This window comes from Pseudomonas sp. PS02290 (assembly GCF_029960075.1).
GTDB lineage: Bacteria > Pseudomonadota > Gammaproteobacteria > Pseudomonadales > Pseudomonadaceae > Aquipseudomonas.
In genome coordinates, this window is the sequence record NZ_JASCOY010000077.1 from 1 (window position 1) to 22,246 (window position 22,246).

Consider the following 22,246-nt stretch of genomic DNA (forward strand, 5'->3'; position numbering starts at 1 on the left):
ATGAGGCGCCCCATGCTGAATCCGCGCTCCAGCCGGAGTGGCTCGAGCGCTCGCTGTAGTGGTGTCGCCGTTCGCCCCGCATTGCGCGGGGCGACCGGTGGATCAGGCCTTCAACGTGGCCATATCGATCACGAAACGGTATTTCACGTCACCGGCGATCATGCGGCTGTAGGCCTCGTTGATGTTCTTGATGTCGAGCATCTCGATGTCGCAGGTGATGCCGTGCTCGGCGCAGAAATCCAGCACCTCCTGGGTTTCGGCGATGCCCCCGATCAGTGAACCCGCCAGCACACGACGCTTCATCACCAGATTGGCCGCATGCAGCGCCGGATCGACGGGTTCGATCAGGCCGACGAGAATGTGCACGCCGTCAAAACGCAGGGTTTCCAGGTAGGGGTTCAAGTCGTGCTGCACCGGAATGGTGTCCAGCAGGAAGTCGAAATGACCGGCAGCGGCTTTCATCTGCTCGGTATCTGTCGAGACGATGACGTGATCGGCGCCCTGACGACGACCTTCTTCAGCCTTGCTCGCCGAGCGGGTGAACAGCGTCACTTCCGCGCCCATGGCCTTGGCGAACTTGATGCCCATGTGGCCCAGACCGCCCATGCCCAGCACGCCCACTTTGTCGCCGGCCTTGACGCCGTAATGCTTGAGCGGCGAGTAGGTGGTGATGCCCGCACACAGGATTGGCGCCGCAGCGGCCAGGTCGAGTTTCTCCGGGATACGCACGACGAAGTGCTCGCTGACCACGATGCTGTTGGAATAGCCGCCCATGGTGTTGCTGCCGTCGACGCGGTCCGGAGTGGCGTAGGTCATGGTTGGACCTTCGAGGCAATATTGCTCGAGGTCCTGCGCGCAGGCTTCGCACTGACGGCAGGAATCGACCATGCAGCCGACGCCGACCAGATCGCCGACTTTGTGCTTGCTGACGTTGGCGCCGACTTCGGTGACCTTGCCGACGATCTCGTGGCCGGGCATCAGCGGGTACACGGCGATGCCCCACTCGTTGCGTGCCTGGTGGATGTCGGAGTGGCAGACGCCGCAGTAGAGGATCTCGATGGCCACGTCGTCCGGCCGCGGGCTGCGGCGGCTGAACGTCATGGGGGCGAGGGGAGCGGTGGCGGACTGGGCGGCGTAACCGATGGCTGTGTACATGAAGAACCTCGCAAAAACGATGACGGTTGAGGCGGTGCATTGTCCGCAGCCGGGACGTCGCCGGCCATGGTCATTCCTCCGCCTGTCATGCCTGATCCTCCGAACCTGACGCATCGATTCACGCGGCGCGGTGCTGATCTGCGATGATAGTGGTGTCAAATCCTCCGTATGGCTGCCCATGTCTCCTGTTTCTCATTCCGACGCCAACGCCGAGTTGGTCTCTCTCATCAAGCCCCTGGCGCCGCGCCCGGGTTTCGTCGACACCCTCGTGCCGGGCGTGCAGGCGATGTCCTGGGATTACTACGTCGCCAGCAGCCCGCAGATCTATGAACCCAGCCTGGTGATCATCGCCCAGGGCAGCAAACTCGCGCGCCTCGGCCCGCGGACGCTGGAATACGGCGCCGGTCATTATCTGGTGCAGGCGTTGTCGGTGCCGTTCATGTGCGAGACCTTCGCCACGGCCGAGGCGCCCATGTATGGCGTCGCCGTGTCGATCGATCGCGCGCTGTTGGGCGAGCTGGTGCAGACCATGGGCGAGGCGCCGAACGTGAAGGTCAGGGCGCAGACGCCGGAGTCCATGACCTCCGCCGAGCTGGATGCGCCGATGCGCGAAAGCGTCGAGCGCTTGCTGCGCTGTTTACACGATCCGCTGGACGCGCAAGTGATGGGGCAGGCTCGGGTCAGAGAGGTGGTATATGCCGCGTTGCGCGGTCCCCAAGCCGGAGTGCTTCGGGCACTGGTCGAACAGACCGGCCACTTCGCGCGCATTGCCGCGTCGCTGCAATACCTGCGCGACCATTACGATCAGGCCCTGAGCGTCGAGGATCTGGCCCGCTGCGCAAACATGAGCGCCTCGACCTTTCATGAGCATTTCAAGCGCAGCACGCTGCTGTCACCCGTTCAGTACCTGAAACGCGTGCGCCTGCTCAAGGCTCAGCAGATGCTCATTGGCGAGGGCATGGGGGTGGCGCAGGTCGCGCATAAGGTCGGGTATCAGAGCACGTCGCAATTCAGTCGCGAGTACAAACGCTACTTCGAGCGCAATCCGGGGGAAGAGGGCGAGCGGCTGAAGATATCGGCGTGAGGGGTGATGCTAAACCTCGAAAGCTTCCCGGCGGTAGGACCGGCTTCAGCCGGGAAGAGGCCAGTGTGAGCAACATCAATTGTGCGATGTGGCCGCTGACGCTTTCCCGGCTAAAGCCGGTCCTACGGAGGTTACGCGGTGTCTTTGTGGGACCGGCTTCAGCCGGGAAGAGGCCAGTGTGCGCAACATCAATTGTGCGATGTAGCCGCTGACGCCTTCCCGGCTAAAGCCGGTCCTACGGAGGTTACGCGGTGTCTTTGTGGGACCGGCTTCAGCCGGGAAGAGGCCAGTGTGCGCACCATCAATTGTGCGATGTGGCCGCTGACGCTTTCCCGGCTAAAGCCGGTCCTACTCAGAATCCCTTACATATTGGGATAGGTCGGGCCGCCTGCGCCTTCCGGTGCTACCCAGGTAATGTTCTGCGACGGATCCTTGATGTCACAGGTTTTACAGTGGACGCAGTTCTGCGCGTTGATCTGGAAGCGCTTGGCGCCGTCTTCCTGGGTCACCACCTCGTAAACCCCCGCCGGGCAGTACCGCTGAGCAGGCTCATCCCACTTGGGCAGGTTGACGCTGATCGGGATGCTCGGATCCTTCAGCTTCAAGTGGCACGGCTGCTCTTCTTCGTGGTTGGTGCCGGAGATGAACACCGAGCTTAATTTGTCGAAGCTCAGCTTGCCGTCGGGTTTCGGGTAATCGATCTTCTTCGAATCGGCCGCCAGCTTCATGCACGCGTAGTCCGGCTTGGTGTCGTGCAGGGTGAAGGGGATTTTGCCGCCGAACAGGTTCTGGTCGATGAAGTTGAACGCGCCACCGAAGATCGCGCCGAACTTGTGCACCGCCGGGCCGAAGTTGCGGCTGGCGAACAGCTCTTCATGCAGCCAGCTGGCCTTGAAGCCCTCGACGTAGCCGTTGAGCGCGTCGCCACCCTCATTGCCGGCGAACAGTGCATCCGCCACCGCTTCAGCGGCGAGCATGCCGGACTTCATGGCGGTGTGGCTGCCCTTGATCTTGGCGAAGTTCAGCGTGCCCAAGTCGCAGCCGATCAGCGCGCCGCCGGGGAAGACCATCTTCGGCAGCGAATTCAGGCCACCCTTGCAAATGGCCCGCGCGCCGTAGCTGATGCGCTTGCCGCCTTCCAGGTACTGTTTGAGGACCGGATGGTGCTTGAGGCGCTGGAATTCATCGAACGGCGACAGGTACGGGTTGGCATAGGACAGGTCGACGATCAGCCCGACCACGACCTGATTGTTTTCCAGGTGGTAAAGGAACGAGCCGCCGGTGTTTTCGGTGCCCATGATGTCCAGCGGCCAGCCGGCGGTGTGCACCACCAGGCCTGGCTGATGTTTGGCCGGATCGACTTCCCAGATTTCCTTCAGGCCGATGCCGTAATGCTGGGCGTCGGCTTCGCTGTCGAGGTTGAAGCGGTTGATCAGTTGCTTGCCGATGTGACCACGGCAGCCTTCGGCGAACAGCGTGTACTTGCCGCGCAGTTCCATGCCGGGGGTGTAGAGGCCTTCTTTCGGGTTGCCTTCACGGTCTACGCCCAGATCGCCGGTGAGAATCCCGCGGACCACGCCGTTTTCATCGATCAGCGCTTCCTGAGCCGCAAAGCCCGGGTAGATCTCTACGCCCAGGTTCTCGGCCTGCTGCGCCATCCAGCGGCACAGGTTGCCCAGGGAGATGATGTAGTTGCCTTCGTTGTGCATGGTCTTGGGCACGAATGCGCCCGGGACTTTCTGACTGGCGTCGGCACCGGTCAGCACATAGATGTCGTCACCTTTGACCGGTGTGTTGAGCGGCGCGCCGAGGGCTTTCCAGTCAGGGAACAACTCGTTGAGGGCGCGGGGTTCGAACACCGCACCGGAGAGGATGTGGGCACCGACTTCGGAGCCTTTTTCCACCACGCAGACGCTGATTTCCTGACCGGCGTCAGCGGCTCTCTGTTTCAGGCGGCAAGCGGCAGACAGCCCGGCGGGCCCGGCTCCGACGATGACGACGTCGAACTCCATAAATTCGCGTTCCACAGGCTATCTCCTACTCAAGGCTCAACGGCGTATTTTTTTATTGATGGCTAAACCGACACCGGGAAGGTCGTTGGCCCGGGTGTCATCTCAAAGGCGCGCATTATATCTACACCACCTCACAGGTCCAATACAAACGTTTGTTTGAATCGGCCGAAACCCTGATAAATCATGGTGAGACGGCTTGTGACTGGCGTTTATGTCGTATTGACCCGACTAGACGTTGCGGTCAAGATACGGGCGGTTTTGCGCTGGCTACGGGTTGGCTGTCAGCCCTGATGATTGCGTACGAACCGTCGGTAGCAGAACACCGGTAAAAGCAACGTGAGCATCGCCCCGCGCAACCGTCAGCCTCAGGCCGGCGGCGCGCTGCAGTTTACACGGGCGATCGGCGTCTGGCTTGGATTGCCGCCGTAGCGTGGCCGCTTTTGCTGACATCCGCATTCAGCAACCGTGAATACGTTGTTTTCACAGGTGTTCCTTACACTGACGAGTACCCATCGCCGGGCCTGGCCTGGCGATTTCTTTTCACCGGAGAGAAACGAGGAATCCATGAAGGTTCTTGTAGCTGTCAAACGAGTGGTCGACTACAACGTCAAGGTTCGCGTCAAAGCGGACAACTCCGGCGTCGATCTCGCCAACGTTAAAATGTCGATGAACCCCTTCTGCGAAATCGCTGTAGAAGAAGCCGTGCGCCTGAAAGAGAAGGGCGTTGCGACCGAGATCGTCGTCGTTTCCATCGGGCCGACCACCGCTCAGGAGCAACTGCGTACCGCGCTGGCACTGGGTGCCGATCGCGCCATCCTCGTGGAGTCCGCTGACGAACTGACCTCGCTGGCCGTGGCCAAGTTGCTCAAGGCCGTTGTCGACAAGGAGCAGCCGCAACTGGTCATTCTCGGCAAGCAGGCGATCGACAGCGACAACAACCAGACCGGCCAGATGCTGGCTGCGCTGAGCGGTTATGCCCAAGGGACCTTCGCCTCCAAAGTTGAAGTGTCCGGCGACAGCGTCAACGTCACCCGTGAAATCGACGCCGGCGCGCAGACCGTATCGCTCAAGCTGCCAGCCATCGTCACCACCGACCTGCGTTTGAACGAGCCGCGCTACGCGTCGCTGCCAAACATCATGAAAGCCAAGAAGAAGCCCCTCGAAGTGCTGACGCCTGATGCGTTGGGTGTTTCGACTGCGTCCACCAACAAGACCCTGAAAGTTGAAGCCCCGGCTGCCCGCAGCGCAGGCATCAAGGTCAAGTCGGTTGCTGAACTGGTTGATAAACTGAAAAACGAAGCGAAGGTGATCTGATGACGACCCTGGTTATCGCTGAGCACGAAAACGGCGCAATCGCTCCCGCCACCCTGAATACCGTTGCTGCAGCCACCAAAATCGGTGGTGACATCCACGTTCTGGTCGCCGGCCTGAACGTCGCTGCCGTCGGCGAAGCTGCTGCAAAAATCGCCGGTGTGTCCAAGGTCCTCGTGGCTGACAACGCCGCCTACGAGCACCAACTGCCGGAAAACGTCGCCCCGCTGGTGGTCGAGCTGGCTTCGGCTTACAGCCACGTGCTGGCTGCTGCAACCTCCAACGGCAAGAACATCCTGCCCCGCGTCGCAGCGCATCTGGACGTCGATCAGATCTCCGAGATCATCTCGGTCGAAAGCGCTGACACCTTCAAGCGCCCGATCTATGCCGGTAACGCTATTTCGACCGTTCAGTCGTCGGCAGCCGTGAAAGTCATCACCGTTCGCGCCACCGGCTTCGATGCAGTGGCAGCCGAGGGCGGTTCTGCTTCGGTTGAAGCCGTGAGCGCAGCCCACGATGCCGGCAAGTCGTCCTTCGTCAGCGAAGAACTGGCCAAGTCCGATCGTCCGGAACTGACCGCTGCCAAGATCGTCGTTTCCGGCGGCCGCGGCATGCAGAACGGTGACAACTTCAAACACCTGTACACCCTGGCTGACAAGCTGGGTGCAGCGGTCGGCGCTTCCCGCGCGGCCGTCGACGCAGGCTTCGTGCCCAACGACATGCAGGTCGGCCAGACTGGCAAGATCGTCGCGCCGCAGCTGTACATCGCGGTCGGCATCTCCGGCGCGATCCAGCACCTGGCCGGCATGAAAGACTCCAAAGTGATTGTCGCGATCAACAAGGACGAAGAAGCGCCGATCTTCCAGGTGGCCGATTATGGCCTCGTGGCGGATCTGTTCGAAGCGATCCCGGAGTTGGAGAAGCTGGTTTAATCCACTTCCCTGACTTATAAAGAGAACCCGTTCGTTCGGGCTGCCGCAAGCGTGTTCACTATGAACCAGCGCTCAGGCAGTCGGGGCTGACGGGTTTTTTTATGGGCTCAAAAAAGGACGTTGTCATGTTGTCGCCAAAGCAGACGCTGGCTTCACTGCTGGGCGGGTTGCTGTTGCTGCCGTCGCTGGCCTGGTCGGCGGGCAAGTGTGACCGGCTGATCGTCACCGGCAGCCCTGACGCCCCGCCGTACCTGTGGCGCGACCCGCAGGACCCCAGGCACCTGATGGGCGCCAATGCCGACCTGCTCAGGGAGGTGGCGCAACAGATCGGCGTCAAGGTCGAGCTGCTGTATGGCGGCAAGCGCAGCCAGGCCCTGGAAGAGGTGCGCACCGGTCGCATGGACATGCTCGCCGACACGCCGCTCAACAGCGCCGAGCTGGAATCCCTGGACTTCATCCACCCGCCCATTGCCCAGAACGAAATCATGGTCTGGACCCGCAACGGTCATGAGCAGCCGTTCAATTCCCTGGCCGATCTACAGGGCCATCCCGGCGCCATGTCCGAAAAGACCCGCGTGACCGCCGGATTCGATGAGGCGATCAAGGCGCATCTGACACTGGAGAAGCAGGCCAGCCTCCCCAAGGCCTTTCAGAAACTCGCGGCGGGGCAGGTCGAGTTTGTCCTCGCCGGCCGCTATGCCGGTTTGGCTGTGACCCAGGCGCTGGACATCGCCAAAGACCTGCAAACCCAGTCAATGCCCCTCGATCGGCCGGGGTTCTATCTGGCGCTGTCGTTCAACTCCGCCTGCAACGATCCATGGCTGCGCGGACAGCTGGCGAAAAAAATGACAGAATTGGCGGCTTCCGGTCGCTCCAGTGAAGCCGTCACGCGCAATCTGGACCTGTGGAAAATTCAATTGCAGCAGTCCGGTAGCGCCCTCCATCAGTAGGAATGTGTTTTGAGCTTTCTTTTGAAAATCCAGCCTGTATTCGCCGCCGTCGTGCTCGCCGCCCTCGTGGGCTGTGCCAACGACCCGGCGCCCACCGAACAACTCAAGCTCACCGAACAGGCCGTCGCCCAGGCCGCCGCAGTCGGTGCTACGGATGAAGAGCCGGACCTAGTGACGGCGCAGACGAAGCTGGCCCAGGCTCGCGCCGACATCGCGGACAAGTCCTACAAGGACGCGCGCATGCAGGCCGAACAGGCCGAGCTGGACGCGCGTCTGGCCGAGGCCCGGGTGCTGACGCAGAAGAGCGAAGCGCAGGTGGCCCAGGTCAATATCCGCCTCGAGCGTCTGCGCAAGCAGTTGGGGGCTGGCCAATGAATGCCGTTGCGCGAAGCCTCAGTCTCGGCCTCTTGCTGGTCAGTGCCGGTCTTGCCGGCTGTGCCGGCCACCAGAACAGTGAGCAGGCGCTGCAGGGCGCCATTGCCGATTACCAGAAGGTCAAGGAAGACACCAACGTTCTGCGCAGCGCGCCGAAGGACGTCATCCGCGCCGGCGAGTTGCTGGGCAGGGCCGAGCGCCTGTCGAGCTACATCGGCAGCGCTGACGACGTCAGTCATTACGCCTACCTGAGCAGCCGTTACAGCGCGATCGCCCGGGAGCACAGCAAGCTGCTGTTGAATCAGGAAAAGCTCGCGCGACTGGAGCTGGAACGTCAGCGTCTGCAACTGGCGCTGCGTGAAGCCAAGCTGGCCGGCGCGCAGCAGCAGGGCAAGTGGGCCGAAGATCAGGTGATCAGCCTGTCGACACAGCAGAACGAGCGCGGGCTGGTGATGACGCTGGGCGACATGCTGTTTGACACCGGCCGCGCCGAACTGAAAAGCTCGGCCAATCGCACGGTGCTGAAGGTCGTGCAGTTCCTGCAATTCAATCCCAAGCGCGTGGTGCGTATCGAGGGCTACACCGACAGCACCGGCGACGCTCAGGAAAACCTCGCGCTATCTAAAGACCGGGCACAGGCCGTGGCTGACGTGCTGTCTGATCTGGGCATCGAGGAAGACCGGATTCAGGTCGAGGGTTACGGCGATCAGTACCCGGTGGACGCAAACACCTCCGAAAGCGGGCGTGCGCAGAATCGCCGTGTGGAAATTGTGTTCTCCGACGACAAGGGCCATCTGAGCGCGCCTCGTTGAGGATCACGGGATCGTCAGAATCCGGGTGATTCAAACACCGCGCCCTCTAGCCGGAACAGGAACTGTCACCGTACACTTCCGAACTGTTCCGGTGATCCCTTCGTTTCGATCGCCGCACGCATGATCAAAGCACGGGATCGAGGGACGCGAAATGACCAGTCTGTTGCTGTACCAACGTATTGCCCAACAGCTGGCCGAAGACATTCGCCGGGGCGTGTATCAGCCCGGCGAACGCGTGCCCTCGGTGCGCAAGATGAGCTCCCAGCTCAATGTCAGTCATGCCACCGTCCTCCAGGCCTACGCCAATCTCGAAGACCAGGGCCTCATCCGTGCGCGGCCGCAGTCCGGTTACTACGTGCATCAAACCCCGGCCCTCACGGCGGCGACTCCCGATATCGCGCGAGTCGAGCGACCCGGTCTGGTCACCCGCGCCAGCATCATTCAACAGGTGCTGGTCGAGGCGAGGCGGGAAGGGGTGTTCGCGTTTGGCGCTGCTGTCCCTCACATCGATTACTTGCCCCTGCGCGCGTTGCATCAGCAACTGGCCAAGGTCACCCGATTTCAGAGCCCTCGGGCGTTCAATTACATGTTCAGCCCTGGCTTCGAACCGCTGCGCCGTCAGGTGGCGATTCGCATGCGCGACGCCGGCGTGGTGATCGATCCCTCGGAAGTGGTGATCACCCATGGCTGTGTCGATGCGCTGCAGATGTCGCTGCGGGTGCTGACCAGCCCGGGCGACCTGATCGCCGCAGAATCTCCGACGTACTACGGCTTGCTGCAACTGGCCGATCTGCTTGGCCTGAAAGTCATCGAAATACCCAGCGACCCGAACACCGGGATCAGCCTGGAAGCGCTGCAACTGGCGGCCAATCAGTGGTCGATCAAGGCCCTGGTGATGACTTCGCGGCTGAGCAATCCCTTGGGCAGCACCATGCCGGAAGAGCGGCAGAAACACCTGCTGCGCCTGGCCTCGGACTTCGACATTCAAATCATCGAAGACGATATCTACGGCGAGTTGATGTACGAGCAGAACAAGACCAAGGCGTTGAAGGCCTTCGACCGGCTGGGCCATGTCATCTACTGCTCCAGCTTCTCCAAAACCCTGTCGCCGGGAGTGCGGATCGGCTGGATGATCGCCGGGAAATATCAGGCGGAAATCCAGCGCCTGCAAACCTTCAGCACCCATTCAGCGTGCAGCGTGACGCAGATGGCGGTGGCGTCCTACCTGGAAAACGGCGGGTACGACCGGCACCTACGCTTTATCCGCCAAGAGCACCGCAAAAATCTCAGCGCGTTTCAGCTGGCGGTGCAGCAGATGTTTCCCGAAGGCACGCAGATCAGCCGGCCTGCGGGCGGGTTCATTCTCTGGATCAGTCTGCCGGGGCGGGTGAACACTCAGGAGTTGCACGTGCGCGCGCTGGAGCAGGGCATCAGCATCGCGCCGGGGCTGATTTTCAGCAACACGGAGCAGTTCAACCATTGCATCCGCCTGAACTGCGGGTTGCCGTGGAACCGGGAAGCAGAGAGGGCGCTGATGACGGTGGGCATGCTGGCCAAGCAGTTGTGCCAGGATGCCGGGCAATCCTGGTGAACTCGTAGGGTTGCCAGGTTTCCATACTATCGGGGGAGGCGGACAAGGCAGCTTGTCAGCCGCCGTGCAAAGGGCCAGCATATGGCTCCTGTCTTACTTACTGCCGTTCAGACTATGAAATCACTGCGTTGTATAAGTGTGATGCTGTTGGTGTTGCTGAGCGCATGTGATGCGGATAAAGCGCCCACGCCACCGGCGAAAGCCACCGCCTCGGCGCCTGCCGCGCCTGCCGCGCCTGCCGATGCGCCCGCTGTGGCGCCCGTGTCTCCCGAGTCAGCGAAGCCTGTCGCTGGTCCTGAGCCTTCTTCTGCATTGCCGGACAAGCCAGTGGCTGACACGCCAGCCGTCCATACCCTTGCGCCAAATATCACGACCGTGCCTGTAGTCGCATCCGGCAAGTCATCGGCTGAAGCGCCGCGAACGGTTACCAACGCCAAAACAGCTGACGACAAGGCAGCGGGCCCCAACGCCAAATCCGCCAAGGTTAAAGCGGATAACGCCGAAGTGGCGCGGCGTGCTCCGGTGGCCAGCAAGACCAAATCGGCATCGCAAGTGGTCAAGGAAACCAAGCTGAACAAAGTGCCACTTGACCTGAGCTTGCCGCCCGAGATGGTCAAGCAACTGACTCCGCCGTCTAACGTGATTACCTCCGCGTCGAAGGCGAAAGCCCCGTCAACCGGTGCCAAGCCGCTGCTTCCGAAAATGTTCCCTGACGCAAACGCCGACCCTGACTTCCAGATGCAAGGCCGTCTGCTGAGCAACGAAATGGACCTGCAGCTGCGCAATGAGGCGCGCAAGGACGTGGAAGGCGCTGCGCTGGATTTCACCTTCAAAAAGTGATGAACCCATGACGCTGTCAGAGCGCTCGATTTTCAAACGTGTGTTTTAGCGCGTAAGATCAGGCCATCGTTCTCACTCTCACTCTCACTGCCACACAGGTTCTTTTCATGGAATGCCGTTCAGGCTGCGGCGCGTGCTGCATCGCGCCGTCCATTACCTCACCGATTCCCGGGATGCCCAACGGCAAGCCTGCGGGCATGCGCTGTCTGCACTTGTCGCTGGATATGCTCTGCGGCATTTTTGGACAGCCGGGAAGGCCGGCGGTGTGTGGTCAGTTTGCGGCGGACCCTGAGGTGTGCGGTACCGGCCCCGAGGACGCAATCCGTCTGATCGGCTGGTGGGAAAAGATGACATCGGTGGCGTGAAGCGCACCCGAGGCGCGACTGAACTTCAACAATAAGGAACACCATATGAGTTCGCTGTACCGCATTGCTTTCGGCTTGGGACTGACTGTATGGGTGGCTGCTTCAGCGCAGGCTGAAGAGTGGAAAGTCGCGAAGAACGAGGAGGGCATCAAGGTCTCCCTCAGCGAAGTTCCCGGATCGCAGTACAAAGCTTATCAAGGCGTGACCACCATCAAGGCGGGCATCGGCAAGCTCAGAGCGTTGCAGGAAGACGTGGCCGCTGCCTGCGCGTGGATTCACGAGTGCAAGCTGCAGAAGATCCTCAAGCACGACGGCGACAAGACCTGGACCTACTCCCAGTTCAACACGCCGTGGCCGGTCACGCCGCGGGATTCGGTGCTGAAAGTGACGACGGTGGAAGGCGCCGATGGCAGCGTGACCCGTGAGCTGGAAGGCGAGCCCAAGTACATCCCGGAAGAGAAGGGCTTTGTGCGGGTGGCGCAGGTTGAGGGGTTCTGGAAGTTCGTGCCCAAGGGCGACAACCTGACCGAGGTGACCTATCAGGTTCACACCGAGCCTGGCGGCAGCGTGCCGTCCTGGCTGGCGAACAAGTTCGTGGTGGATGCGCCGTTCAACACCCTGAAAGCGCTGAAGGACCGAGCCGAGAAGAACTGATCGGTTCGCTCGCGACGCTAAAGCCACACACCAAAAAGGCTGCCCGAGGGCAGCCTTTTTTTGCGTCGTCGTGGTGGCTGTCGAGTTATTTGCGCTCGGCCAGCGGAACGATGTCGCGCGACACTTCGCCGGTGTACAACTGGCGTGGACGGCCGATCTTGTAAGGGCTGGAGAGCATTTCCTTCCAGTGAGAGATCCAGCCGACAGTTCGCGCCAGGGCGAAAATCACGGTGAACATACTGGTCGGGATGCCGATGGCCTTGAGGATGATGCCCGAGTAAAAGTCGACGTTCGGGTACAGCGAGCGTTCGATGAAGTACGGGTCGGTCAGGGCGATCTCTTCGAGACGCATGGCCAGCTCGAGCTGCGGGTCATTGGTGATGCCCAGTTCGCGCAGGACTTCGTCGCAGGTCTGTTTCATCACAGTGGCGCGCGGGTCGCGGTTCTTGTAAACCCGGTGACCGAAGCCCATCAGCTTGAACGGATCGTTCTTGTCCTTGGCCTTGGCGATGTAAGTGTCGATGTTGGACACATCGCCGATCTCATCGAGCATGGTCAGCACGGCTTCGTTCGCGCCACCGTGGGCAGGGCCCCAGAGTGCGGCGATACCGGCGGCGATACAGGCAAACGGGTTGGCACCCGACGAGCCTGCCATGCGCACGGTGGACGTCGAGGCGTTCTGTTCGTGGTCGGCGTGGAGGATGAAAATCCGGTCCATGGCCTTGGCCAGCGTCGGGCTGATCGGTTTGATCTCGCACGGCGTGTTGAACATCATGTGCAGGAAGTTTTCCGCGTAGCTCAGGTCGTTGCGCGGGTACATCATGGGTTGACCCATGGAGTACTTGTAAACCATTGCCGCCAGGGTCGGCATCTTGGCGACCAGACGGATCGCGGAGATTTCGCGGTGCTGCGGATTATTGATGTCCAGTGAGTCGTGGTAGAACGCCGAGAGGGCACCGACCACACCGCACATGACCGCCATCGGGTGGGCGTCGCGACGGAAACCGTTGAAGAAGGTCTTGAGTTGCTCGTGCACCATGGTGTGATTCTTCACGGTGACGACGAATTCGGCTTTTTGCTCGGCGGTTGGCAGTTCGCCGTTGAGCAGCAAGTAGCAGGTTTCCAGGTAGTCCGATTGCTCGGCCAGCTGTTCGATCGGGTAGCCGCGATGCAGAAGAATGCCGTTGTCACCATCGATGTAGGTGATCTTCGATTCGCATGAGGCGGTGGACATGAAGCCAGGGTCAAATGTGAAGCGTCCGGTGGCAGTCAGGCCGCGTACGTCGATAACATCGGGACCAACGGTGCCGGTCAGAATGGGCAGCTCGACGGGGGCTGCGCCCTCGATGATCAACTGCGCTTTTTTATCAGCCATGTGGCCTCCTAATTATGCTTCAAATCATCAGACAGACCCCCCACGCAGGGCCCGCATCACTATAGTGAGATAAATTCTAAAGTCAATTTGCCAAAAGTCTTGTAGCAGAAGGCTTTAACGCAGGGTTTTCGTCGAAATTACGGGCCATTTACGCCAATTATCGGGCTAAAGCAATCCACCCTTGGGACAGGGTCTGCGCGTTGTCATTAGTTGGCTAACTGTCTATACTCGGCGTCCGACCGCCAGGGGCTTTCAGGCCCGATTCAACGGGGTTGGTCACTTCCTGGGTAGTGGGTACCTGACCAGTACACTTCCCAACAACTTGCCCTGAGTGTTAGGGCTCTTCAGTGTGAAAAAAAGCCGTGAAAAGCCAACGACCTGTAAACCTAGACCTAAGGACCATCAAACTCCCTATCACTGCTTACACGTCCATCCTTCACCGTATCTCCGGTGTCATCCTCTTCGTCGGCATTGCCATCATGCTTTATGCATTGGACCTGTCGCTCGACTCCGAGGAAGGCTTCGCGTCGGTGAAAGCGGGACTGACCAGTCCGCTGGCCAAGTTCGTGATCTGGGCTCTTCTGTCCGCACTGCTGTATCACATGGTGGCGGGCGTCCGTCATCTCATCATGGACTCGGGCATCGGCGAGACGCTGGAAGGCGGCAAGCTGGGCTCTAAAATCGTTATCGCCGTGTCTGTGGTGGTGATCGTTCTGGCAGGAGTGTGGATATGGTAACCAACGTCACCAACCTTTCTCGTTCGGGCCTGTATGACTGGATGGCGCAACGCGTCTCCGCCGTCGTACTCGCGGCTTATTTCATTTTCCTGATCGGGTACCTGATCGCTCACCCTGGCATCGAATACGCCACGTGGCACGCGCTCTTCTCCCATAACACAATGCGCATCTTCAGCCTGTTGGCCCTTGTAGCCCTGGCGGCTCACACCTGGGTTGGCATGTGGACCATTGCGACCGACTACCTGACGCCGATGGCGCTGGGCAAGTCCGCGACAGTGGTGCGTTTCCTTTTTCAGGCGGTGTGCGGCATTGCGATGTTCGCTTACTTCGTCTGGGGTGTGCAGATTCTTTGGGGTATCTGATTCATGGCTAACATTAATACGCTTTCATTCGACGCCATTATCATTGGCGGCGGCGGTGCGGGCATGCGTGCCGCATTGCAGCTGGCTCAGGGCGGCCACAAGACCGCTGTCGTCACCAAGGTCTTCCCGACTCGCTCCCACACCGTTTCCGCCCAGGGTGGCATCACCTGCGCAATCGCTTCGGCCGACCCGAACGATGACTGGCGCTGGCACATGTACGACACCGTCAAGGGCTCCGACTACATCGGTGACCAGGACGCTATCGAATACATGTGTTCCGTTGGCCCGGAAGCCGTGTTCGAGCTCGAGCACATGGGCCTGCCGTTCTCCCGTACCGAGCAGGGCCGCATCTATCAGCGTCCGTTCGGCGGTCAGTCGAAAGACTTCGGCAAGGGCGGTCAGGCTGCTCGTACCTGTGCTGCTGCCGACCGTACCGGTCACGCGCTGCTGCACACCCTGTATCAGGCCAACCTGAAAGCCGGCACCGTATTCCTGAACGAGTACTACGCAGTTGATCTGGTGAAGAACCAGGACGGCGCCTTCGTCGGCATCATCGCCATCTGTATCGAAACCGGTGAAACCTCCTACATTCGCGCCGACGCGACTGTGCTGGCCACCGGCGGTGCCGGCCGCATCTATTCCTCCACCACCAACGCCCTGATCAACACCGGCGACGGCGTGGGCATGGCGTTGCGTGCCGGTGTACCGGTGCAGGACATCGAAATGTGGCAGTTCCACCCGACCGGTATTGCCGGCGCAGGTGTACTGGTCACCGAAGGCTGCCGTGGTGAAGGCGGTTACCTGATCAACAAGCACGGCGAGCGTTTCATGGAACGCTACGCGCCAAACGCCAAGGACCTTGCCGGTCGTGACGTGGTGGCTCGCTCGATGGTTAAAGAGATCATCGCCGGCAACGGTTGCGGTCCTGACGGCGACCACGTAATGCTCAAGCTTGATCACCTCGGTGAAGAAGTGCTGCACAGCCGTCTGCCAGGGATCATGGAACTGTCCAAGACCTTCGCACACGTCGATCCAGCCGTGGCGCCAATCCCTGTCGTACCGACCTGCCACTACATGATGGGCGGCGTTGCCACCAACATTCATGGTCAGGCGATCACCCAGGACGCCGCCGGCGTCGACACCATCATCCCGGGCCTGTTCGCGGTCGGTGAAGTGGCGTGCGTATCGGTTCACGGCGCCAACCGTCTGGGCGGCAACTCGCTGCTCGACCTGGTGGTCTTCGGCCGTGCTGCGGGTCTGCACCTGGAGCAGGCGCTCAACGAGGGCGTCGACTACCGTCGCGCTTCCGAAACCGACATCGACGTCGCGCTGGCTCGCCTCAACGGCCTGAACTCGCGTACCGATGGCGAAGACGTCGCGACCCTGCGCAAAGAGCTGCAGAGCTGCATGCAGAACTACTTCGGTGTGTTCCGTACCGGCGAATACATGCAGAAGGGTATTGCCCAGCTGGCTGATCTGCGCACGCGCATCGCCAACGTCAAGATCAACGACAAGAGCCAGGCGTTCAACACTGCCCGGATCGAAGCGCTGGAGCTGCAGAACCTGCTGGAAGTCGCTGAAGCAACGGCGATCGCCGCAGAGCATCGCAAGGAGTCCCGTGGCGCTCACGCCCGTGAAGACTTCGAAGATCGCGACGACGAGAACTGGCTGTGCCACACCCTGTACTTCCCGGGTGAAAAACGCGTAGCCAAGCGTGCCGTGAACTTCTCGCCGAAAACTGTTCCGACTTTTGAACCTAAGATTCGGACTTATTAAGGGTGACCGCCATGTTGCAAGTCAGTGTTTATCGCTACAACCCTGATCAGGACGCCGCGCCGTTCATGCAGGATTTCCAGGTCGACACCGGTGGCAAGGACCTGATGGTGCTGGACGTGCTGGCTCTGGTCAAAGAGCAGGACGAAGGCTTCTCGTACCGTCGTTCGTGCCGCGAGGGCGTGTGCGGTTCCGACGGCATGAACATCAACGGCAAGAATGGCCTGGCCTGCATCACGCCGCTGTCGGCTGTGGTCAAGGGCAACAAGCTGGTGGTTCGCCCACTGCCTGGTCTGCCGGTCATCCGTGACCTCGCTGTCGACATGAGCATCTTCTACAAGCAATACGAGAAGGTGAAGCCATTCCTGCAGAACGACACGCCGGCTCCATCCATCGAGCGCCTGCAGACCCCGGAAGAGCGTGAAAAACTCGACGGCCTGTACGAGTGCATTCTGTGCGCTTGCTGCTCGACGTCCTGCCCGTCCTTCTGGTGGAACCCCGACAAGTTCCTGGGTCCTGCCGCGATCCTGCAAGCCTATCGTTTCCTGGCTGACAGCCGCGACACCCGGACGCAAGAGCGTCTGGCGTCCATGGACGATCCGTTTAGTGTGTTCCGCTGCCGCGGCATCATGAACTGCGTCAACGTGTGCCCGAAAGGCTTGAATCCAACCAAGGCTATCGGTCACGTGCGCAACATGCTGCTCAAAAGCGGTGTCTGAGTTTGCCGCACCTGTAACATCGCAGCACCCGCTACTGCAGCACCCGTAAACGCTGCGGCGCAGGCTTCAACCGGCGCCGTAGTTTTAACCTGAGCAGTTGTCGTATGGCTTCAGCTCTTATTTTGAAGAAATGAAACCAGCAGGGGCATCCGGGCTGGTACCCGGACTATCTGCGTGATCCCTAGTGACTTGAAGTCGCTGCACATGGACTTTTCAAGTTTGCGCTGGCATCGACGCCGATGGTGTCCCCTAATCGAGGGTGACCAAGCATGCAAGAAAGCGTGATGCAGCGCATGTGGAACAGCGCCCACCTTTCCGGTGGTAACGCTGCCTATGTGGAAGAGCTCTACGAGCTCTACCTGCACGACCCTAACGCTGTGCCAGAAGAGTGGCGCACCTATTTTCAGACGTTGCCGGCTGACGGCAGCACTGCCACCGATGTATCGCACTCTACGGTTCGCGATCATTTTGTGTTGCTGGGGAAAAACCAGCGCCGCGCCCAACCGGTCTCTGCCGGCAGCGTGAGCAGCGAGCATGAAAAGAAGCAAGTTGAAGTGCTGCGACTTATCCAGGCATTCCGTATGCGCGGCCATCAGGGTGCGCAACTCGATCCTCTGGGTCTGTGGAAGCGTACTGCGCCAGCTGACCTGTCGATCAACCATTACGGTTTGACCAACGCTGACCTCGATACCACATTCCGTGCCGGCGACCTGTTCATCGGCAAGGAAGAAGCGAGCCTACGCGAAATCGTCGAAGCGTTGCAGCAGACATATTGCCGCACCATCGGCGCCGAGTTCACGCACATCGTCGATTCCAACCAGCGCAACTGGTTCATGCAGCGCCTCGAAAGCGTGCGTGGCCGTCCTGCCTATTCCGCCGACATCAAGAGCCACCTGCTCGAGCGCGTCACCGCGGGCGAGGGTCTGGAGAAGTACCTGGGCACCAAGTACCCGGGCACCAAGCGTTTCGGTCTGGAAGGCGGCGAAAGCCTGATTCCGATGCTCGACGAGCTGATTCAGCGCTCCGGTTCCTACGGCACCAAGGAAGTCGTCATCGGCATGGCCCACCGTGGCCGTCTCAACGTGCTGGTCAACACCTTCGGCAAGAACCCGCGCGACCTGTTCGACGAGTTCGAAGGCAAGAAGAAGGTCGAACTGGGCTCCGGTGACGTCAAGTACCACCAGGGCTTCTCGTCCAACGTGATGACCACCGGCGGCGAAGTCCACCTGGCGATGGCGTTCAACCCGTCCCACCTGGAAATCGTTTCCCCTGTGGTGGAAGGTTCGGTGCGTGCCCGTCAGGACCGTCGTAACGACGCCACTGGCGAGAAAGTGCTGCCGATCTCGATCCACGGTGACGCTGCGTTCGCTGGCCAGGGTGTGGTGCTGGAAACCTTCCAGATGTCGCAGACCCGTGGCTTCAAAACGGGCGGCACGATCCACATCGTGATCAACAACCAGGTCGGCTTCACCATCAGCAAGCAGGAAGACTCGCGCTCCACCGAGTACGCGACCGACGTTGCCAAGATGATTCAGGCGCCGATCCTCCATGTGAATGGCGATGATCCGGAAGCCGTGCTGTTCGTGACCCAACTGGCGATCGACTACCGCATGCAGTTCAAGCGTGACGTGGTCATCGACCTGGTCTGCTACCGTCGTCGCGGCCACAACGAAGCCGACGAACCGAGCGGCACCCAGCCGCTGATGTACCAGCAGATCGCCAAGCAGCGCACCACCCGTGAGCTGTACGCCGATTCTCTGGCCGCCGCAGGCATCCTCAACGCCGAAGCCGCTCAGGCCAAGGTCGATGAGTACCGCAACGCGCTGGACAACGGCATGCATGTGGTCAAAAGCCTGGTCAAAGAGCCGAACAAGGAATTGTTCGTCGACTGGCGTCCGTACCTGGGTCACGCGTGGACCGCACGTCACGACACCAGTTTCGACCTCAAGACCCTCCAGGAACTGTCAGCCAAGCTGATGGAAGTGCCAGAAGGTTTCGTGGTTCAGCGTCAGGTCCAGAAAATCTACGAAGACCGCCAGAAGATGCAAGTCGGTGGCCTTCCGATCAACTGGGGCTACGCGGAAACAATGGCTTACGCCACGCTGGCATTCGAAGGCCATCAGGTGCGCATCACCGGGCAGGACGTCGGTCGCGGTACGTTCTCGCACCGTCACGCCGTGCTGCACAACCAGAAAGACGGCGCGACCTACGTGCCTCTGCAGAACCTGTACGCCGGTCAGCCTCGTTTCGACCTGTACGACTCGTTCCTGTCGGAAGAAGCCGTGCTGGCGTTCGAATACGGTTACTCGACCACTCAGCCCAATGCGCTGGTGATCTGGGAAGCCCAGTTCGGTGACTTTGCCAACGGTGCACAGGTCGTGATCGACCAGTTCATCACCAGCGGCGAGCACAAGTGGGGCCGTCTGTGCGGTCTGACCATGCTGTTGCCCCATGGCTACGAAGGGCAGGGCCCGGAGCACTCATCGGCACGTCTTGAGCGTTACCTGCAATTGTGCGCCGAGCACAACATTCAGGTCTGCGTACCGACCACCCCGGCTCAGATCTACCATCTGTTGCGCCGTCAGGTGATCCGTCCGCTGCGCAAGCCGCTGATCGTGTTGACGCCGAAGTCGTTGCTGCGCCACAAGCTGGCCGTGTCGACCCTGGAAGATCTGGCCCATGGCTCGTTCCAGACCGTCATCCCGGAAATCGACACCCTCGATGCCGCGAAAGTGACGCGTCTGGTGCTGTGCAGCGGCAAGGTCTACTACGACCTGCTGGAAAAGCGCCGTGCCGAAGGCCGCGAAGACATCGCCATCGTGCGTCTCGAGCAGCTCTATCCGTTCCCGGAAGACGACCTGATGGAGGCCATCGCGCCTTACACCAATCTGACCAACGTGGTCTGGTGTCAGGAAGAACCGATGAACCAGGGCGCCTGGTACAGCAGTCAGCACCACCTGCGCCGCAGCATTGGCAATCACAACCGCAACCTCGTTCTCGAGTATGCCGGCCGTGATGCTTCCGCTGCTCCTGCTTGTGGATACGCTTCGATGCACGCCGAACAGCAGGAAAAACTGCTGAAAGACGCGTTCTCCGTTTAACGCCTTCGCGCACTAGAAACCGAATTAAAGGAATTACAGATAATGGCTATTGAGATCAAAGCCCCCTCTTTCCCGGAATCCGTTGCCGACGGCACCGTTGCCACCTGGCACAAAAAACCGGGCGACGCCGTCAAGCGTGACGACCTGATCGTTGATATCGAAACCGACAAGGTCGTTCTGGAAGTACTGGCCGAAGCTGACGGCGTACTGGGCGCAATCGTTGCCGAAGAGGGCGCCACTGTCCTGTCGAACCAGTTGCTGGGCTCGATCGAAGAGGGCGGCGCCGCTGCCGCTCCAGCTGCGGCCGCTCCAGCCGCCGCTGCATCGGCTCCTGCTGCTGCGCCTGCCCAGGCTGCCGCTGCCCCAGCCGCTGCTTCCGGTGACGAAGACGCGATCGGCGCTCCGGCTGCCCGCAAGCTGGCCGAAGAAAACGGCATCAACCTGTCCAGCGTCAAAGGCACTGGCAAAGACGGTCGCGTGACCAAGGAAGACGTGGTTGCCGCCATCGAAGCGAAGAAATCCGCTCCGGCCGCCGCGCCTGCCGCCAAGCCTGCTGCTGCAGCCGCTGCTCCTGTGACCGCCGTTGGCGACCGCACCGAGAAGCGCGTGCCGATGACCCGTCTGCGCGCCAAGGTTGCCGAGCGTCTGGTTGAAGCTCAGTCGAACATGGCGATGCTGACCACCTTCAACGAAGTCGACATGACCGAAGTCATGGCCCTGCGTTCGAAGTACAAGGACCTGTTCGAGAAGTCTCACAACGGCGTACGCCTGGGCTTCATGTCGTTCTTCGTCAAGGCAGCGACTGAAGCGCTGAAACGCTACCCTGCGGTCAACGCTTCGATCGACGGCACCGACATCGTCTACCACGGTTATGCCGACGTCGGCGTTGCCGTGTCGAGCGATCGTGGCCTGGTGGTTCCGGTGCTGCGCAACGCCGAGCAGATGAGCCTGGCTGAAATCGAAGGCGGCATCGCCACCTTCGGCAAGAAAGCCCGTGACGGCAAACTGTCCATCGACGAGATGACTGGCGGTACCTTCACCATCACCAACGGTGGTACTTTCGGTTCGATGATGTCGACCCCGATCGTCAACCCGCCGCAAGCGGCCATCCTGGGCATGCACAACATCCTGCAGCGTCCTATGGCGATCAACGGTCAGGTCGTCATCCGTCCGATGATGTATCTGGCGCTGTCCTACGATCACCGCCTGATCGACGGTAAAGAAGCCGTGACGTTCCTGGTGACCATCAAGAACCTGCTGGAAGACCCGGCGCGTCTGTTGCTGGACATCTAACGAAGCAGCGTCAAGCTGCAAGCCGAAAGCTTCAAGTCAGAAGCGGTACGGTATGCAGCTTGTCACTCGCGGTTGGTATCAATGAATAAGTCGCAAGCCGATCCTGCAGTTCATCGCAGGTCAGCTTGTAGCTTGCAGCTTAAAGCTCGCAGCTAAAGAGGAACTCTTTTCTATGTCCCAGAAATTCGACGTGGTAGTGATTGGCGCTGGCCCTGGCGGCTACGTGGCTGCTATCAAGGCCGCGCAACTCGGTCTCACGACTGCCTGCATCGAGAAGTATCAGGATAAAGAGGGCAAGCTGGCCCTCGGCGGTACCTGCCTGAACGTGGGCTGCATCCCGTCCAAGGCGCTGCTGGACAGCTCCTGGAAATTCTACGAAGCCAAGAACCAGTTCGGTGTTCACGGTATCTCGCTCAACGACCTGAAAATGGACATTGCTGCCATGATTGGCCGCAAGGCCCAGATCGTCAAAGGCCTGACCGGCGGCGTTGCCAGCCTGTTCAAGGCCAACGGCGTCACTTCCCTGCAAGGCCACGGCAAGCTGCTGGCCGGCAAGAAAGTCGAGCTGACCAAGCCTGACGGCACCACCGAAGTCATCGAAGCCGAGAACATCATTCTGGCCTCGGGTTCGCGTCCGATCGACATTCCGCCGGCTCCGGTCAATCAGGTCACCATCGTCGATTCGACAGGCGCCCTGGAATTCCCGGCTGTGCCTGAGCGCCTGTGCGTTATCGGCGCCGGTGTAATCGGTCTGGAACTGGGTTCGGTCTGGGCTCGCCTGGGTGCCAAAGTGACGGTGCTCGAG

The 22,246-nt window shown here is 60.5% G+C and carries 20 protein-coding genes; 17 read left to right on the forward strand and 3 right to left on the reverse strand.

The annotated features are described in order from the left end of the window. Nucleotides 1-102: 102 nt before the first annotated feature. Nucleotides 103-1,155, reverse strand: a complete 1,053-nt coding sequence (locus QMX88_RS23125; RefSeq protein WP_282372555.1) for an NAD(P)-dependent alcohol dehydrogenase — start codon at nt 1,153-1,155, stop codon at nt 103-105. Nucleotides 1,156-1,333: 178 nt separating this feature from the next. Here QMX88_RS23125 and QMX88_RS23130 point away from each other — a divergent pair, with 178 nt between their 5' ends. After that, complete coding sequence (locus QMX88_RS23130; RefSeq protein WP_192174879.1) at nt 1,334-2,239, forward strand: AraC family transcriptional regulator; 906 nt, start codon at nt 1,334-1,336, stop codon at nt 2,237-2,239. Between the two features lie 362 nt (nt 2,240-2,601). On the opposite strand, the gene QMX88_RS23135 is transcribed toward QMX88_RS23130, so the two are convergent. Further along, nucleotides 2,602-4,266: an electron transfer flavoprotein-ubiquinone oxidoreductase gene (locus tag QMX88_RS23135; RefSeq protein ID WP_282372556.1), complete on the reverse strand. Its 1,665-nt coding sequence runs from the start codon at nt 4,264-4,266 to the stop codon at nt 2,602-2,604. A gap of 549 nt (nt 4,267-4,815) precedes the next feature. Between QMX88_RS23135 and QMX88_RS23140 the strand changes: the two genes are divergently transcribed. The 9 genes from QMX88_RS23140 (at nt 4,816) to QMX88_RS23180 (ending at nt 12,081) form a co-directional block, all read left to right on the forward strand. Next, nucleotides 4,816-5,565, forward strand: a complete 750-nt coding sequence (locus tag QMX88_RS23140) for an electron transfer flavoprotein subunit beta/FixA family protein (protein WP_282372558.1) — start codon at nt 4,816-4,818, stop codon at nt 5,563-5,565. Continuing rightward, on the forward strand, nt 5,565-6,494 hold the full coding sequence (locus QMX88_RS23145) for an electron transfer flavoprotein subunit alpha/FixB family protein (RefSeq protein WP_192174882.1): 930 nt from the start codon (nt 5,565-5,567) through the stop codon (nt 6,492-6,494). Before QMX88_RS23140 ends, QMX88_RS23145 begins: the two co-directional genes overlap by 1 nt. Nucleotides 6,495-6,622: 128 nt before the next feature. Further along, nucleotides 6,623-7,444, forward strand: a complete 822-nt coding sequence (locus QMX88_RS23150; RefSeq protein WP_442969489.1) for a substrate-binding periplasmic protein — start codon at nt 6,623-6,625, stop codon at nt 7,442-7,444. 21 nt (nt 7,445-7,465) lie between these two features. Further along, entirely contained in the window at nt 7,466-7,819 is a 354-nt protein-coding gene (locus QMX88_RS23155) for a DUF4398 domain-containing protein (protein ID WP_282372573.1), read from the forward strand. Then, on the forward strand, nt 7,816-8,631 hold the full coding sequence (locus QMX88_RS23160; protein ID WP_192174884.1) for an OmpA family protein: 816 nt from the start codon (nt 7,816-7,818) through the stop codon (nt 8,629-8,631). Before QMX88_RS23155 ends, QMX88_RS23160 begins: the two co-directional genes overlap by 4 nt. A gap of 151 nt (nt 8,632-8,782) precedes the next feature. Continuing rightward, nucleotides 8,783-10,222 carry an aminotransferase-like domain-containing protein gene (locus QMX88_RS23165; protein WP_122538388.1) on the forward strand — a complete coding sequence of 480 codons (1,440 nt, stop codon included), beginning with the start codon at nt 8,783-8,785 and terminating at the stop codon, nt 10,220-10,222. 114 nt (nt 10,223-10,336) lie between these two features. Next, nucleotides 10,337-11,062, forward strand: a complete 726-nt coding sequence (locus tag QMX88_RS23170) for a translation initiation factor 2 (protein WP_282372564.1) — start codon at nt 10,337-10,339, stop codon at nt 11,060-11,062. A 107-nt stretch (nt 11,063-11,169) separates the two neighbouring features. Then, nucleotides 11,170-11,427 carry a YkgJ family cysteine cluster protein gene (locus QMX88_RS23175; RefSeq protein ID WP_282372566.1) on the forward strand — a complete coding sequence of 86 codons (258 nt, stop codon included), beginning with the start codon at nt 11,170-11,172 and terminating at the stop codon, nt 11,425-11,427. Between the two features lie 45 nt (nt 11,428-11,472). Further along, nucleotides 11,473-12,081, forward strand: coding sequence for an START domain-containing protein (locus QMX88_RS23180; RefSeq protein ID WP_192174887.1), 609 nt, complete (start codon nt 11,473-11,475; stop codon nt 12,079-12,081). Between the two features lie 85 nt (nt 12,082-12,166). Here the strand turns inward: QMX88_RS23180 and gltA are convergent, their stop codons facing one another. Continuing rightward, nucleotides 12,167-13,456 (reverse strand): citrate synthase, encoded by a 1,290-nt coding sequence (gltA, locus tag QMX88_RS23185; protein ID WP_037009384.1) that lies wholly within the window; start codon nt 13,454-13,456, stop codon nt 12,167-12,169. Nucleotides 13,457-13,818: 362 nt separating this feature from the next. Here gltA and sdhC point away from each other — a divergent pair, with 362 nt between their 5' ends. The 7 genes from sdhC to QMX88_RS23220 all read left to right on the forward strand — a co-directional run. Continuing rightward, nucleotides 13,819-14,193: a succinate dehydrogenase, cytochrome b556 subunit gene (sdhC, locus tag QMX88_RS23190; RefSeq protein WP_282372569.1), complete on the forward strand. Its 375-nt coding sequence runs from the start codon at nt 13,819-13,821 to the stop codon at nt 14,191-14,193. Continuing rightward, on the forward strand, nt 14,187-14,555 hold the full coding sequence (sdhD, locus tag QMX88_RS23195) for a succinate dehydrogenase, hydrophobic membrane anchor protein (protein WP_282372570.1): 369 nt from the start codon (nt 14,187-14,189) through the stop codon (nt 14,553-14,555). Before sdhC ends, sdhD begins: the two co-directional genes overlap by 7 nt. Before the next feature lie 3 nt (nt 14,556-14,558). Further along, nucleotides 14,559-16,331, forward strand: coding sequence for a succinate dehydrogenase flavoprotein subunit (gene sdhA, locus QMX88_RS23200; RefSeq protein ID WP_192174889.1), 1,773 nt, complete (start codon nt 14,559-14,561; stop codon nt 16,329-16,331). An 11-nt stretch (nt 16,332-16,342) separates the two neighbouring features. Next, nucleotides 16,343-17,047, forward strand: a complete 705-nt coding sequence (locus tag QMX88_RS23205) for a succinate dehydrogenase iron-sulfur subunit (protein WP_122538402.1) — start codon at nt 16,343-16,345, stop codon at nt 17,045-17,047. Between the two features lie 269 nt (nt 17,048-17,316). After that, nucleotides 17,317-20,148: a 2-oxoglutarate dehydrogenase E1 component gene (locus QMX88_RS23210; protein ID WP_192174890.1), complete on the forward strand. Its 2,832-nt coding sequence runs from the start codon at nt 17,317-17,319 to the stop codon at nt 20,146-20,148. A 42-nt stretch (nt 20,149-20,190) separates the two neighbouring features. Next, on the forward strand, nt 20,191-21,441 hold the full coding sequence (gene odhB / locus QMX88_RS23215; RefSeq protein WP_282372571.1) for a 2-oxoglutarate dehydrogenase complex dihydrolipoyllysine-residue succinyltransferase: 1,251 nt from the start codon (nt 20,191-20,193) through the stop codon (nt 21,439-21,441). A gap of 172 nt (nt 21,442-21,613) precedes the next feature. Continuing rightward, nucleotides 21,614-22,246 (forward strand): FAD-dependent oxidoreductase (locus QMX88_RS23220; protein ID WP_282372572.1); only part of this gene is annotated, 633 nt, incomplete at its 3' end.

Coding starts and splice junctions, on each gene's coding strand:
- QMX88_RS23210 (WP_192174890.1), top strand. CDS start 17,317: ATGCAAGAAAGCGTGATGCAGCGCATGTGGAACAGCGCCCACCTTTCC.
- sdhD (WP_282372570.1), top strand. CDS start 14,187: ATGGTAACCAACGTCACCAACCTTTCTCGTTCGGGCCTGTATGACTGG.
- QMX88_RS23130 (WP_192174879.1), top strand. CDS start 1,334: ATGTCTCCTGTTTCTCATTCCGACGCCAACGCCGAGTTGGTCTCTCTC.
- gltA (WP_037009384.1), bottom strand. CDS start 13,456: ATGGCTGATAAAAAAGCGCAGTTGATCATCGAGGGCGCAGCCCCCGTC.
- QMX88_RS23205 (WP_122538402.1), top strand. CDS start 16,343: ATGTTGCAAGTCAGTGTTTATCGCTACAACCCTGATCAGGACGCCGCG.
- QMX88_RS23160 (WP_192174884.1), top strand. CDS start 7,816: ATGAATGCCGTTGCGCGAAGCCTCAGTCTCGGCCTCTTGCTGGTCAGT.
- QMX88_RS23175 (WP_282372566.1), top strand. CDS start 11,170: ATGGAATGCCGTTCAGGCTGCGGCGCGTGCTGCATCGCGCCGTCCATT.
- QMX88_RS23180 (WP_192174887.1), top strand. CDS start 11,473: ATGAGTTCGCTGTACCGCATTGCTTTCGGCTTGGGACTGACTGTATGG.
- QMX88_RS23165 (WP_122538388.1), top strand. CDS start 8,783: ATGACCAGTCTGTTGCTGTACCAACGTATTGCCCAACAGCTGGCCGAA.
- QMX88_RS23145 (WP_192174882.1), top strand. CDS start 5,565: ATGACGACCCTGGTTATCGCTGAGCACGAAAACGGCGCAATCGCTCCC.
- odhB (WP_282372571.1), top strand. CDS start 20,191: ATGGCTATTGAGATCAAAGCCCCCTCTTTCCCGGAATCCGTTGCCGAC.
- sdhA (WP_192174889.1), top strand. CDS start 14,559: ATGGCTAACATTAATACGCTTTCATTCGACGCCATTATCATTGGCGGC.
- QMX88_RS23140 (WP_282372558.1), top strand. CDS start 4,816: ATGAAGGTTCTTGTAGCTGTCAAACGAGTGGTCGACTACAACGTCAAG.
- QMX88_RS23125 (WP_282372555.1), bottom strand. CDS start 1,155: ATGTACACAGCCATCGGTTACGCCGCCCAGTCCGCCACCGCTCCCCTC.
- QMX88_RS23170 (WP_282372564.1), top strand. CDS start 10,337: ATGAAATCACTGCGTTGTATAAGTGTGATGCTGTTGGTGTTGCTGAGC.